Origin of the sequence: Streptomyces sp. NPDC050625, assembly GCF_040654755.1 — a bacterium.
In the GTDB taxonomy this organism is placed as follows: domain Bacteria; phylum Actinomycetota; class Actinomycetes; order Streptomycetales; family Streptomycetaceae; genus Streptomyces.
This window is the reverse complement of the sequence record NZ_JBFAIQ010000004.1, coordinates 310,325-323,447: the sequence shown is the minus strand read 5'-3', so window position 1 is coordinate 323,447 and position 13,123 is coordinate 310,325. Positions and strand designations below refer to the sequence as shown.

General features: G+C 71.7%; 8 protein-coding genes. 4 read left to right on the top strand and 4 right to left on the bottom strand.

Going from position 1 to position 13,123, the window contains the following annotated elements:
* Positions 1-27: 27 nt before the first annotated feature.
* From AB0I54_RS11880 to AB0I54_RS11865, 4 genes are all read right to left on the bottom strand, one after another.
* On the bottom strand, positions 28-1,266 hold the full coding sequence (locus AB0I54_RS11880) for an MFS transporter (protein ID WP_363295800.1): 1,239 nt from the start codon (positions 1,264-1,266) through the stop codon (positions 28-30).
* 327 nt (positions 1,267-1,593) lie between these two features.
* Positions 1,594-2,040 (bottom strand): hypothetical protein, encoded by a 447-nt coding sequence (locus AB0I54_RS11875; protein WP_363295799.1) that lies wholly within the window; start codon positions 2,038-2,040, stop codon positions 1,594-1,596.
* Positions 2,040-4,733: a multicopper oxidase domain-containing protein gene (locus tag AB0I54_RS11870; protein ID WP_363295798.1), complete on the bottom strand. Its 2,694-nt coding sequence runs from the start codon at positions 4,731-4,733 to the stop codon at positions 2,040-2,042. The genes AB0I54_RS11875 and AB0I54_RS11870 overlap by 1 nt, the downstream gene beginning before the upstream one ends.
* Positions 4,730-5,938 carry a TIGR04053 family radical SAM/SPASM domain-containing protein gene (locus AB0I54_RS11865; RefSeq protein ID WP_363295796.1) on the bottom strand — a complete coding sequence of 403 codons (1,209 nt, stop codon included), beginning with the start codon at positions 5,936-5,938 and terminating at the stop codon, positions 4,730-4,732. The genes AB0I54_RS11870 and AB0I54_RS11865 overlap by 4 nt, the downstream gene beginning before the upstream one ends.
* Before the next feature lie 391 nt (positions 5,939-6,329).
* Between AB0I54_RS11865 and AB0I54_RS11860 the strand changes: the two genes are divergently transcribed.
* Genes AB0I54_RS11860 through narI form a run of 4 tightly spaced genes read left to right on the top strand, consistent with a single transcriptional unit; the run spans position 6,330 to position 13,100 of the window.
* Complete coding sequence (locus tag AB0I54_RS11860; RefSeq protein WP_363295795.1) at positions 6,330-10,025, top strand: nitrate reductase subunit alpha; 3,696 nt, start codon at positions 6,330-6,332, stop codon at positions 10,023-10,025.
* A 2-nt stretch (positions 10,026-10,027) separates the two neighbouring features.
* Positions 10,028-11,572: a nitrate reductase subunit beta gene (narH, locus tag AB0I54_RS11855; RefSeq protein ID WP_363295794.1), complete on the top strand. Its 1,545-nt coding sequence runs from the start codon at positions 10,028-10,030 to the stop codon at positions 11,570-11,572.
* Positions 11,569-12,345: a nitrate reductase molybdenum cofactor assembly chaperone gene (gene narJ / locus AB0I54_RS11850; RefSeq protein WP_363295793.1), complete on the top strand. Its 777-nt coding sequence runs from the start codon at positions 11,569-11,571 to the stop codon at positions 12,343-12,345. The genes narH and narJ overlap by 4 nt, the downstream gene beginning before the upstream one ends.
* Entirely contained in the window at positions 12,342-13,100 is a 759-nt protein-coding gene (narI, locus tag AB0I54_RS11845; RefSeq protein ID WP_363295792.1) for a respiratory nitrate reductase subunit gamma, read from the top strand. The genes narJ and narI overlap by 4 nt, the downstream gene beginning before the upstream one ends.
* The last annotated feature ends 23 nt before the right edge of the window (positions 13,101-13,123 follow it).

The following is a 13,123-nucleotide window of genomic DNA, read 5'->3' as shown; positions in this document are numbered from 1 at the left end:
GTTCTACAGGGTTCTACGGGGCTGGGGTCAGTGCGACTGCGCGGTGGCCGGGCGGCGCGAGACGGCCTGGCGCACGCCCGTCGCGGTGAAGGCCAGGGCTGCGGTGGCGACGATGCCGAGGAGGCTCAGGCCGATGCCGTACGAGCCGTAGGCACCGTAGAGCGAGCCCATCACCAGCGGCGGCAGGAAGCCGCCCAGTCCGCCCGCGGCACCCACGACGCCGGTGACCGAGCCGACCATGTTCGACGGAGCCAGGAGCCCCACCAGCGCGAACACCGCGCCGCTGCCGGCACCGAGCGCGGCGGCCAGCATCAGGAAAGCGACCGTGCCCACCGGGGCCAGCGACGGCGTCATCGCCTGCACGAAGGCACCGACGAGCACCAGGCCCAGCGCCCCCGTCAGCACCCGCACCGCGCCGATACGGTCCGACAGCCAGCCGCCCACCGGCCGCATCGCGACCGCCAGCAGCACGAACCCGGCCATCCGGTTGGCGGCGTCGGCCTGGGCCAGTCCATAGCCGGTCTTCAGGTAGGTCGGCAGGTAGACGGAGAAGGCGACGTAGCCGCCGAAGGCCACCGCGTACAGGGCCGAGGCCTGCCAGGTGATGCTCAGCTTGAAGGTCGCCGCCAGTCGGCTCGCCAGCGGCTCGGTCGGCACCGTACGGCCGGGTGCGTCGCGCAGCAGGAGCGCGGCGAGCACCGCGTAGACCGCCAGCACACCCGCGGTGATCAGGAACGGGTTGGCCATGCCGTGCGCGTCCACCAGCTTCACGGTCGTCAGGGCGCTGATCGCGGTACCGCCCATGCCCGCGCCGAAGATGCCGATCGCCGCGCCCCGCCGCTCCGGTGGGAACCAGGCGCTGACCAGGGGCACACCCACGGCGAAGGCGGTGCCGCCTATGCCGAGGAAGAAGCCGCCGATCAACAGCGTCGTCAGCGAGTCGTGGCCGGCGAGACCGAGGTACAGCACCGGCACGATGGTGGCGGCCGACACGAGCGGGAACATCACCCGGCCGCCGAACCGGTCGGTGAGCGCGCCCACCGGGATCCGGCCCAGGGATCCGACCACGACCGGCACCGCGACCAACAGGGACTGCTGGAACGAGGAGAGGCCGAGGGAGTCCTTGAACCGCGGGCCGAGCGGGCTCAGCAGTGCCCACGCCCAGAAGTTCACGGCGAAACCGACCGTGGCCAACGCCAGCATCAGCCACGCCTGGCGCGGAACGGATGCCGTCCCGCTGTCCTTGTTCTGCGATGCCTGCAGCATTTCTGCCTGCTCCTCTTGCTCACAGGGTCCGGACCGGTTGATCCGGTCCGGATCGGGTGGCCGCGTTCCGCGCGTACCGCCCGCCATCAGATTCGGTGACGGTGCCCCGTCGCGGGGTGGGCCATCAGTCCCTACGGGGCCGCCGAGCGGGCCACGGCATCAGGGCCGTTCTGGGGCCCGTTGGGACCTCCGGCCGGCACCTCGGGACAGGGCCGTTGGGGCGCCCTCTCACCGTGGTGATGCGGGAGGCCCGGGGACGCCGGAAGCCGGGGTACGCGAAAAGCCGGGGTACGCCACGGTGGGCGTACCCCGGCTTCTCGCGTCCGGTCAGGTGGCGGGCAGTGCGGTGGCCAGCAGTACGACCCCGAGCGAGCCGACGAGGGAGACGACGGCGAGGGCCTTGGCCAGTTCGGCGCGGCCCTTGGCATGGGCCCAGCCGTGGGCGGCCGCCGCGATCATGACCACGACGAACAGGCCCAGCTTGGCCGCGAGGGTGCGCCCGTAGCCGGGCTCGCCGAGAGAGGCCCAGGTGACGCCCTTGTGCCAGGCGATGGCCCAGCCCGTGCCCAGTTGCAGCGGCAGGAACAGCGCTCCGGTGAGCATTCCGAAGCGGCGGCCGGCCGCGGCACTGAACCGGGCGAATGCCTCGGTGTCGAGCAGTCGGCGGCCCAGCGGCAGCACCACCAGGGACAGGGCCAGCTGTCCGCCCACCCACACCACCGCGCCGATGACGTGGGTGAATCGCACCAGGCTCCACAGGTTGACGGATCCCATCACCGGGTCACCTCGATCATGCCGTGCGCACCGGCTTCGGCGTGGCGCATGTCGTGGTCGACGAAGGAGTAGTGACCGGCTTCGGCGAACGTGGTCTCCACGAAGCCGCCCTGGGCCGCGGACAGATCGAGCACCTGGGACCCGCCGGGCTGTTTCGGCGTCAGCAGGTACGCGCCCTCCTTGTAGACGGTGTCGAAGACGGCGCCGACGATGTGGAAGGCGATCCCGTCGCTGGGCCCGGCGGCCACCACCCAGAAGCGGGCCCGCTCACCGGCCTTCATCTTCAGGGGCTCCTTGGAGTACTGGGCGGCGATGCCGTTGAACACCCAGGCGTCCGGGGTGTCGTTGCGCATCTTGTCGACCTGGGCCGTGCTGCCGGGCGTGCCGAGGTAGAGCTCGGAGGAGACCAGGGCGTACTCGTGGTCGACCTTGGGCAGTCCGGGCGGGTCGATGATCACGGCACCGTACATGCCGTTGCCCATGTGCTGGAGCATGGGCGCGGTGCTGCAGTGGTACAGCCAGGCGCCGGCCCGTTCGGCGCGGAACCGGTAGACCAGCCGCTCCCCCGGGTCGATGGTCCGCATGGGCTTGTCGGGGGCGAGGGCTCCGGCGTGGAAGTCGATGCCGTGGCCCATGCCGGTGTCGTCGTTGACGAGCGTGATCTCGAAGATGTCGCCGATCCTGCCGTGCAGGGTGGGGCCGGGGGCCGTGCCGCCGAAGGTCCACATCTGCTGCTCGACGCCGGGCGCGACCTCGACGGTGCGGTGGGCGGCGTGCAGTTCGGCCTTGTGGACGGTCGCGGTGCCGACGGCCGGCAGGTCGGCCGAGCGGGATTTCCAGCCCGTCGAGAAGTCCTTGGCCAGGTCGAGTCCGCCGCCGGCGGAGGAGTCCATGGAGTGCCCGCTGTGGTCCATGTCCATGGCGGAACCGGACGACGGGGTGCTCTGGTCGGCGGCCGCGCCCGTGCCGGACTTCACGACGACGTCCATCTGCATTCCCGCGGCGCGGTGGCCGGGCACGGTGCACCACAACTGCAGGTCGTCGGTGACCTTCCCCAGGTCGAGGGTGTGGCTCTGGCCATGGGACAGCAGCGGGGTCGCGCGGCCGTTCTCGGCCTTGAGGTCATGGCGCTGGGCGTCGTTGTTGGTGACCTTCAGCCGCAGGGAGGTCCCCTTGGCGACCTCGATCCGGTTCGGGCTGAGAGTCATGCCCCTGATCGAGACGCTGACGGTGCGGGATCCGCCGGACGAGCCGGCTGCGGCGCCGGCCGTGTCGGGCGAACTGCCGGTGTCCCGGCCGCCGTTGGCGACCAGCACCGCAAGTACGGTGATCACGACCCCGGCGGCGGTGCCCAGCAGCGCGGGCCGCCGGGTGGCGGTCGGTGTCGTCCGATCCGGTCCGGAACCGGCCGGCGCCGGGTCCTGCGCGGTGCGACGGCTGTGGGCCAGCACGAGCACGACCAGGACCAGGAACGCGGCGGCCGACGCACCGGCCAGGCCCATGCCCACGAAGTCGCAGGGGCCGGGCAGCGGAAGCGCCAGCAGCGCCACTCCGGCGTTCAGCGCCACGAGCCGCGGCAGCCATCCCCGTTCCAGCACCGCCCGCACGGCCGCGCGGTCCTCGTGGCCGCGGCTGAGCACCACGGGCAGCAGATAGGTCAGGGCGCCGATCAGGACCTGTGCGACGAAGCCGGCGAGCAGCACCGGCACCAGGTCCTCCAGCACCGTCTGGACCGCCGTGAGCGACCGGGCGGCCAGCATCACCAGATCGACCGTCACGAAGATCAGCAGCCAGCAGGTGGCGGCCGCCAGCATCCAGGCCGCCGCCGCGGAGACGGGCCGACTGCCTCGTACGGTGCGGGCGAGCAGCCCCGCGGCCACGGCGGCCCCGGACGCGTATGCGGCCAGTCCGGCCGCGGCCGGCCAGCGCCACTGCAGGGCCAGCCCGACGGCGGCCACGGCCAGTCCGCTGCCGGTGAGCCACAGCGCCCACCGTGACACCCGGGTGGTGAGGTCCTTCATCCGTACGCCCAGCACGGTGGGCCACAGCATGAACAGGGTTCCCAGGATGGGAAGTCCGATCCAGCCGAGCAGCGTGACATGGATGTGGGCCAGGCGGAGCCCGGCGTAATGGGCGGCGCCCGCGTGACCGGTGGCCAGCAGCCCGCCCAGCACGGCCCCGGCGATCAGGGCCGCGGTCGCGATGCGGTAGTAGCCGACGACCGCCTTGAGCCGGCCGCCGAGGGCGCCCCGGCCCATCCGTATCAGCACCACCAGGTGTGCGGTGGCGACGGCGACCAGCAGCAGACCGGCGATGCCGGTCAGTACCGGCAGGTCCGCCCATACGCCCACGACGATCCCGGTGACGGCCACGTTGGCTCCGGCCAGGCGGGCGTCGCTCCACCGCTCGTCGGGGATCGGGGCGTGCAGCAGCGCGACGGCGAAGTGCTCGCTCCAGATCAGGATGGCGGTGGTCGCGCCGCCCAGCAGGAACAGGTGCACCGCCAGCCAGCGGGCCACCGGAAGCGACTGCTGGGCGGCGGCGGCCAGCAGAGCCAGCGCGAACCAGGCGACGACGAGCACGTGGGCGCGCAGATGGCGGACGCGCAGGCCGGACTCCCGGAATCTGCTCGGGTACTTGGCGGGCCCGCTCGGGCCGCCGGTCTGCGTGGGGCCGCGCCCGATGGTGATCATTCTGTTCCGTCGGGGGTGTCGGGCAGGAGTTCGGCCAGCTCCCGCTGGTAGGGGAAGGAACCGGGGCGGTACTCGCACCAGGGCTCCTCGGCGTAGGGGTCGCCGGTGACCGCGAAGGCACGGGAACGGGATCCGCCGCACACCCGGCGGAACTCGCAGCTGCCGCACCGGCCGCCGAGCCGGTCGGGGTCCCGCAGACCGGTGAAGAGCTCGGAGTCGCGGTAGATCTCGGTCAGCGGGGTCTCCCGCACGCTGCCCGCGCTCTTGGGCAGGAAGCCGCTGGGATGAACGGTGCCGTGGTGTGACACGAAGACGAAGCCGCGGCCGGCGTTGACGTCCAGCGGCGGCCTTCGGGTGCGCCGCCGGCCCGCGTCGAGCCCGAGTTCGGCGACCCGCTTACGCAGCCGGTCGTAGAGCTCCCCGAGCCCGAGGACCGCCACATGGTCGTCCCCGGCGTCCGCGATGATCCGGCGCTGCAGGGCGACGCGGCGGAAGTGGTGGGCCTCGGTGGTCTTGGCGGGCACGGTCAGCCCGACGTCGTACACGAAATTGAGGACGTCCTCGGTCTCGGCGGCGGTGAGCGCGCCCAGTGACTTGCCCCGGCCGGTGGGCACCAGGAAGAACGCGCTCCACAGCATCGCTCCGTGCTGGTGGACCAGCCGGACGATGTCGGGCAGGTCGTGCAGGTTGTGCCGGGTGACCGTGGTGTTGATCTGCACCTTCATACCGAGGGCGCGGGCGGTGTCCCAGGCGCTCAGTGTCCAGCCGTAGACGCCGTCCACGCCGCGGAAGCCGTCGTGCAGTTCGGCCGTGGAGCCGTCCAGGCTCAAGGAGAGCCCCTTCGCGCCCGCCTCGTGGACGGCCCGCAGCCGGTCCGCGGTGAGGGTCGGGGTGCCGGAGGGCGAGACGGCGACCGGCAGACCGATCTGCCGTCCGTAGCGGATCAGCTCCAGCAGGTCGGGCCGCTGGAAGGGGTCTCCGCCGGTGATCACGAACAGCGGCGCGGGATGCCCGAAGGCGGCCACCTGCCGCATGAGGTCCTGGGCGGCCTCGGTGTCCAGCTCCAGCGGGTCCCGGTTGGGTACGGCCTCGGCACGGCAGTGCAGACAGGCCAGCGGGCAGGCCCGGGTGGTCTCCCAGATCACGATGAACGGCCGGGCCGCCGCGTCCTGGTGCTGATGGCGCAGCACGCGTGGGGCGCTCATCGTGCCGCCCCCGGCCGTGCGTTCGCCCGGCTGCCGGATCGCCCCGGCCCTGGGCGGCCGCTCGTACGAGGGCCGGTTCCGGCCGCCCGTCCGCGGTGGCAGTCGCGGTGGGCGGCCGGCCGGTGACCGGACCGTCGGGTACGCCCCGCCTGCCGTGGAACTGCCTGGGGGGACTGTCCGGGCAGGCGCCCGATGCGGTCGTACACGTCAAACCTCCGGTTCGGTCGACGCAAGCATGTCCGTACGCCCCCTGCCGGCGCCTGGGCCGGCGGTCCCTGCCGCGCGGGCCTTCGGTCCCTGGCCAGAGCGGTTTTCTCGGGTCCGTCAGTCCCTGGGGCAGGGCCGTTCGGCCCACGTGCCGGCCACCCCCCACCGCCTAGCGTTCGCAATCATGGAGAACGACGAGATCAACCGCCCCGCCAAGCAGCGTGCCGGAGAAAAATGGCCGCTGGCGGCGCGGCGGCTGCTTACGCGCCGCGAGGTGTCGGCGGACGGTCGCGCGGTGTTCGGAGAGGGCGACCCGCAGTGGGAGAGCTTCTACCGGGACCGCTGGGCGCACGACAAGGTGGTGCGCTCCACTCACGGCGTGAACTGCACCGGTTCGTGTTCGTGGATGGTGTACGTCAAGGACGGCATCATCACGTGGGAGCACCAGGCCACCGACTACCCGTCGATCGGCAACGACTGCCCTGAGTACGAGCCGCGCGGCTGCCCGCGCGGGGCGTCGTTCTCCTGGTACACGTACTCCCCCAGCAGGGTCCGCTACCCGTATGTGCGCGGCACGCTGCTGAAGATGTGGCGGGAGGCCCGGCGCCGGCTCGGCGACCCGGTGGCCGCCTGGGCGGAGATCACCGGCGACCCGGCGAAGGCGCGCGCGTACAAGCGGGCCCGTGGCAAGGGCGGCCTGGTGCGCGCCGACTGGGACGAGGTGGCCGAGCTGGTCGCCGCCGCCCATGTGCACACCGTCAAGAAGTACGGCCCCGACCGCGTCGCCGGCTTCTCACCGATCCCGGCGATGTCGATGGCGTCCTTCGCGTCCGGCGCCCGCTTCATGTCACTGATCGGCGCCACCCTGCTGTCGTTCTACGACTGGTACGCCGACCTTCCCGTCGCCTCCCCGCAGGTCTTCGGTGACCAGACCGACGTGCCGGAGTCCGCGGACTGGTGGAACGCGGGCTATCTGATCATGTGGGGCTCCAACATCCCGGTGACCCGCACGCCCGACGCGCACTTCCTGACCGAGACCCGCTACAACGGCACGAAGGTGGTGGCGGTCAGCCCCGACTACGCGGACAACGTGAAGTTCGCCGACGAGTGGCTGGCCCCGCACCCGGGCACGGACGGGGCGCTGGCGATGGCCATGGGCCACGTCATCCTGGGTGAGTTCCTCGTCGACCGCCAGGTGCCCTACTTCCAGGACTACTTGAGGAAGTTCACCGACGCCCCCTTCCTGGTCACGCTGCGCGAGCGCGACGGCGGCTTCGTCGCGGACGGGTTCCTCACGGCCGCCGACCTCGGCGAGACGAGCGAGCACGCGGAGTCCAAGACCGTCCTGGTGGACAGCGCGACCGGCGAGCCGGTCGTCCCGAACGGCTCGCTCGGCTTCCGCTGGGGCGAGGAGGGCAAGGGCCGCTGGAACCTCGACCTGGGCGACACCGTCCCCGAGCTGAGCCTGCTGGAGCGGGCCGACGAATCGGTCCCGGTGGCCCTGCCCCGCTTCGACGAGGGCGCCACCGAGGGCGGCTCCTTCATGGTGCGCGGTGTACCGGCCCGCCGGATCGGCGGCCGCCTCGTCACCACGGTGTTCGACCTGATGCTCGCCCAGTACGGGGTCCAGCGGCCCGGCCTGCCGGGCACCTGGCCGTCCTCGTACGACGACGTGAGCCAGCCCTACACCCCGGCCTGGCAGGAGACGATCACCTCGGTTCCCGCCGAGCAGGCGGCCCGGATCGCCCGGGAGTTCGCCCGCAACGCCGAGCGCACCAACGGCCGTTCCATGATCGCTCTGGGTGCGGGAACCAACCACTGGTTCCACTCCGACACGATCTACCGGGCCTTCCTGGCCCTGACGACGATGACCGGCTGCCAGGGTGTCAACGGCGGCGGCTGGGCGCACTACGTCGGCCAGGAGAAGGTCCGCCCGGTCACCGGACAGCAGCACCTGTCGTTCGCCTTCGACTGGCAGCGGCCCACCCGGCACATGGCGGGCACCTCGTACTTCTATCTGAACACCGACCAGTGGCGCTACGAGGCCTTCGGGCCGGACGAGCTGGCCTCGCCGCTCGGTGAGGGCCGGTTCAAGGACAAGGGCTTCGCCGACTGTCTCGCCCAGGCGATGCGTATGGGCTGGACGCCCGGTCACCCCGGCTTCAACCGCAACCCGCTGGACCTGACGGACGAAGCGGCGGCGCAGGGGCGCCAGGTCGGCGAGCACATCGTCGAGGAACTGAAGTCCGGGCGGCTGCGGTTCGCCGCCGAGGACCCGGACGACCCGGCCAACTTCCCCCGCGTCCTGACCGTGTGGCGGGCGAACCTGCTCGGCTCGTCCGGCAAGGGCAACGAGTACTTCCTGCGCCACCTGCTGGGCACGGACGCCGCGGTCCGCTCCGAGGAGACTCCGCCCGAGGCCCGCCCGAAGGAGGTGGTGTGGCACGAGGAGGCCCCCGAGGGCAAGCTCGACCTGCTGGTCACCATGGACTTCCGGATGACCTCGACCAGCCTGCTCTCCGACGTCGTGCTCCCGGCCGCCACCTGGTACGAGAAGGACGACCTGTCCAGCACGGACATGCACCCCTTCGTGCACGCCTTCACGCCGGCCATCGCCCCGCCCTGGCAGGCCCGCACCGACTACGACACGTTCCTCACGATCGCCGACAGGTTCAGCGAGCTCGCCGCCGACCACCTCGGCACCCGCACCGACGTCCTGGCCGTGCCGCTGCAGCACGACACACCCGACGAACTCGCCCAGCCCGGCGGCGTCGTACGGGACTGGAAGACGGGCGAGTGCGATCCGGTTCCGGGACGCACCATGCCGAAGCTGGCCGTCATCGAGCGGGACTACACGGCGATCGCCCAGAAGATGCGTGCCGTCGGCCCGCTCCTGGACACCCTGGGCACCACCACCAAGGGCGTCACCGTCCACCCGGACCAGGAGATCGCGGACCTGCGCCACCGCAACGGCACGGTCCGCGACGGTGTCGCCGCCGGACGCCCCTCCCTGGCCACCGCCTCCGACATGTGCGAGGCGATCCTCGCCCTGTCCGGCACGACCAACGGACGGCTCGCCACGGAGGGCTTCCGGGCACTGGAGCGGCAGACCGGCAGCGAGGGCCTGGTGGAGCTCGCCGCCGAGCGTGAGGCGGAGCGGATCACCTTCGCCGACACCCGCACCCAGCCGCGCTCCGTGATCACGTCGTACGAGTGGTCGGGCTCGGAGACCGGCGGGCGCCGCTACTCCCCGTTCGTCATCAACGTCGAGCACAAGAAGCCCTGGCACACCCTCACCGGACGCCAGCACTTCTTCGTCCAGCACGACTGGATGGCCGAACTCGGCGAGCAACTGCCCGTCTACCGGCCGCCGTTGAACACGCCCCGGCACTACGGCGACGAGCATCTGCGCGACGGCCGGGCCGAGGTCACGGTCCGCTATCTTACCCCGCACTCCAAGTGGTCCATCCACTCGAACTACCAGGACAACGCCCACATGCTGGCCCTGTCCCGCGGTGGCCCGGTGATCTGGATGTCCACCGGGGACGCCGAGAAGATCGGCGTCAAGGACAACGAATGGATCGAGGCGTACAACCGCAACGGTGTGGTCGCCGCCCGGGCCGTGGTCACCCACCGTATGCCTGAGGGCACGGTGTACATGTACCACGCCCAGGACCGCAACGTGAACGTGCCGAAGACCGAGGTCAGCAAGAAGCGCGGCGGTATCCACAACTCCCTGACCAGACTGCTGCTCAAGCCCACCCATCTCGCGGGCGGCTACGCGCAGTTCACCTACGCCTTCAACTACTACGGCCCGACCGGAAACCAGCGCGACGAGGTCACGGTCATCCGCCGTCGCTCGCAGGATGTGGAGTACTGATTATGCGCGTGATGGCCCAAGTGGCGATGGTGATGAACCTCGACAAGTGCATCGGCTGCCACACCTGCTCGGTCACCTGCAAGCAGACCTGGACCAACCGGACCGGCGTCGAGTACGCCTGGTTCAACAACGTCGAGACCAAGCCCGGTGTCGGCTACCCCCGCCGCTACGAGGACCAGGAGCAGTGGAAGGGCGGCTGGATGCTCGACAAGCGCGGCCGGCTGGTGCTGCGCTCCGGCGGCCGGGTCAAGCGTCTGCTGTCGCTGTTCTCCAACCCCGACCTGCCGTCCATCGAGGACTACTACGAGCCGGTCACCTACGACTACGACAACCTCGTCAGCGCCCCCGCGGGCGAGGACATGCCCGTCGCCCGCCCCCGCTCCGTCCTCACCGGAAAGCCCACCGCCATCACCTGGGGCGCCAACTGGGAGGACAGCCTGGGCGGCGCGCCCGAGCACGCCGGCGCCGACCCCAACCTCACCGGGGAATGGGCGGAGAAGGTCAAGTTCGAGTTCGAGCAGACCTTCCTCTTCCACCTGCCCCGGCTGTGCGAGCACTGCCTCAACCCGGCCTGTGTCTCCGCCTGTCCCTCGGGCGCGATGTACAAGCGGGTGGAGGACGGCATCGTCCTCGTCGACCAGGACCGCTGCCGCGGCTGGCGCATGTGCGTGACGGCGTGCCCGTACAAGAAGGTGTACGTCAACCACGCCACCGGCAAGGCCGAGAAGTGCACCTTCTGCTTCCCGCGCATCGAGGCCGGACAGCCCACCGTCTGCTCCGAGACCTGCGTGGGACGACTGCGCTACCTCGGACTGGTGCTGTACGACGCCGACCGCGTCGGTGAGGCCGCGGCCACCCCGGACGAGAAGGACCTGCTGGACGCCCAGCGCAACGTCTTCCTCGACCCGTCCGACCCCGAAGTGATCGCCGCGGCACGCAGGTCCGGCATACCCGAGGACTGGCTGGACGCCGCCCGCCGCTCCCCGGTGTACGCGCTGATCTCGACGTACAAGGTGGCGCTGCCGCTGCACCCGGAGTACCGCACGCTGCCGATGGTCTGGTACGTGCCTCCGCTGTCCCCGGTGCTGGACGCCGTGGACGCGGCGGGCGGCAACCAGGACGACCCCGACCATGTCTTCGCCGCCGTCACCCGGCTGCGCATCCCGCTGGAGTACCTGGCGGAACTGTTCTCCGCCGGGGACACCGACGTCGTCGCGGGTGTGCTGATGAAACTCACCGCGCTGCGCTCGTACATGCGCGAACGCATCCTCGGCGAGGCCGGCGACGAGAGCGCGCTGAAGGCCGTGGGCCTCACGGTCCGCGAGGCGGAGGACATGCACCGGCTGCTCGCGGTCGCCAAGTACAAGGACCGGTACGTCATCCCCGCCGCGCACAAGGAGGACGCCGCGGCACTGTCGGCGATGGAGAACCGCTGCCCGGTGGAGTCCTCCGGCGATCCCCAGCCCACGGACGGCCGCCGCGTCATGCTCGGCATCCCCACCCTGCGCCGCCGCAACCCCGACGCCCCCGCCGGAGGCCACCCGTGAGCCCGCTGCCCGCCTCCGTCCCCGCGATCGTGCGCACGCGTATCCGCGCGGCCACCCGCCGCCGGGCCCCGCTCACCCCCCGTGAGACGGAGGACCGGGCCCTGCTGCTACGGCTGATGTCCCTGCTGCTGCAGTACCCGGACGCCGAGCTCGTCGCCGCCCGGCAGGTCGTCGCCGCCACCGTGGACGCCCTGGAGCCCTCACCGGCCGCCACCGAACTGGCCGCCTTCACGGCCTGGTTCACCGAGCAGGAACCCGACGCGCTGGAACGCCACTACGTCGAGACGTTCGACCTGCGCCGCAAGAGCGGCCTCTACCTCACCTACTACCTGCACGGCGACACCCGTCGGCGTGGCATGGCCCTGCTCGCCATGGCCCAGCGCTATCGCGCCGCCGGCTGGGACACCGACGGCGGGGAACTGCCCGACCACCTCCCGGTCGCCCTGGAGTTCGCCGCGCTGTGCGGGCCGGGCGCCGGAGAGGCCCCGCTGCGCCAGCACCGGCGCGGCCTGGAGCTGATCCACCGGGCGCTGACCGACATGGACTCCCCCTACCGGCATGTCCTGGCCGCTCTGCTCAGCCTGCTGCCGCCGGCGACCGAAGCCGACCTGAAGGCCGTGGCCGAGCTGGCCGCCCAGGGACCGCCCAACGAGGACGTGGGCCTCGACCCGTACGGCAGCGGGGAGTTCGCCCCGCCCGGCACCTTCGTCCCGCCCGAGCAGGCCCCGCCGACCCTCATGCCGCCCCTGTCCTCCCCGGAAGGCCACCGATGAGCACCGCCGCCTCCCTCGCCACCACCAGCGGCGCCGACCTGCTGCTGTGGGTCGCGTTCCCCTACATCTGCCTGGCCGTGTTCGTCGTCGGGCACGTCTGGCGCTACCGGCAGGACCAGTTCGGCTGGACCTCCCGCACCAGCCAGCTCCTCGAACACCGCTGGCTGCGCTGGGGCAGCCCGCTGTTCCACCTGGGCGCCTTCATGGTCATCGGCGGACACGTGGTGGGTCTCGCGGTCCCCGCCTCCTGGACCGAGGCCGTGGGCATCAGCGAGCACCAGTACCACACCACGGCCGTATGGGCCGGCTCGGTGGCGGGCGTCGCCATGGTCTCCGGGCTCGGCATGCTGTGCGCCCGACGGCTGCTGACCCGCCGGATCCGCCTCGGCACCGACCGCAGCGACAAGTTCCTCTTCCCGCTGCTGTCCGCCACGGTGCTGCTCGGCATCACGGCGACCGCCGCGCACAACGTCTTCGGCGCGGGCTACGACTACCGGGAGACCATCTCCGTCTGGTTCCGCGGCGTCTTCACCCTGCAGCCCCAGCCCGAGGCGATCACCGGCGCCCCGCTGCTGTTCCAGCTGCACGCCCTGACCGCCTGCCTGCTCTTCGCCGCCTGGCCGTTCACCCGCCTCGTCCATGTGTGGAGCGTGCCGATCGGCTACCTGGCCCGCCCGTACCTGGTCTACCGCCGCCGGACGAGCGCCCGCGTGGCGACGCCCAGGACCCGGCAGAGCACCCGGCGAGCGGCCTGAGCCCGGCCCACGGGGCGCACGGG

What these genes read in the sequence shown, in the direction of transcription:
- AB0I54_RS11870 (WP_363295798.1), bottom strand. Translation starts at nt 4,733, where the DNA reads ATGATCACCATCGGGCGCGGCCCCACGCAGACCGGCGGCCCGAGCGGG.
- AB0I54_RS11865 (WP_363295796.1), bottom strand. Translation starts at nt 5,938, where the DNA reads ATGAGCGCCCCACGCGTGCTGCGCCATCAGCACCAGGACGCGGCGGCC.
- AB0I54_RS11880 (WP_363295800.1), bottom strand. Translation starts at nt 1,266, where the DNA reads ATGCTGCAGGCATCGCAGAACAAGGACAGCGGGACGGCATCCGTTCCG.
- narI (WP_363295792.1), top strand. Translation starts at nt 12,342, where the DNA reads ATGAGCACCGCCGCCTCCCTCGCCACCACCAGCGGCGCCGACCTGCTG.
- AB0I54_RS11860 (WP_363295795.1), top strand. Translation starts at nt 6,330, where the DNA reads ATGGAGAACGACGAGATCAACCGCCCCGCCAAGCAGCGTGCCGGAGAA.
- AB0I54_RS11875 (WP_363295799.1), bottom strand. Translation starts at nt 2,040, where the DNA reads ATGGGATCCGTCAACCTGTGGAGCCTGGTGCGATTCACCCACGTCATC.
- narH (WP_363295794.1), top strand. Translation starts at nt 10,028, where the DNA reads ATGCGCGTGATGGCCCAAGTGGCGATGGTGATGAACCTCGACAAGTGC.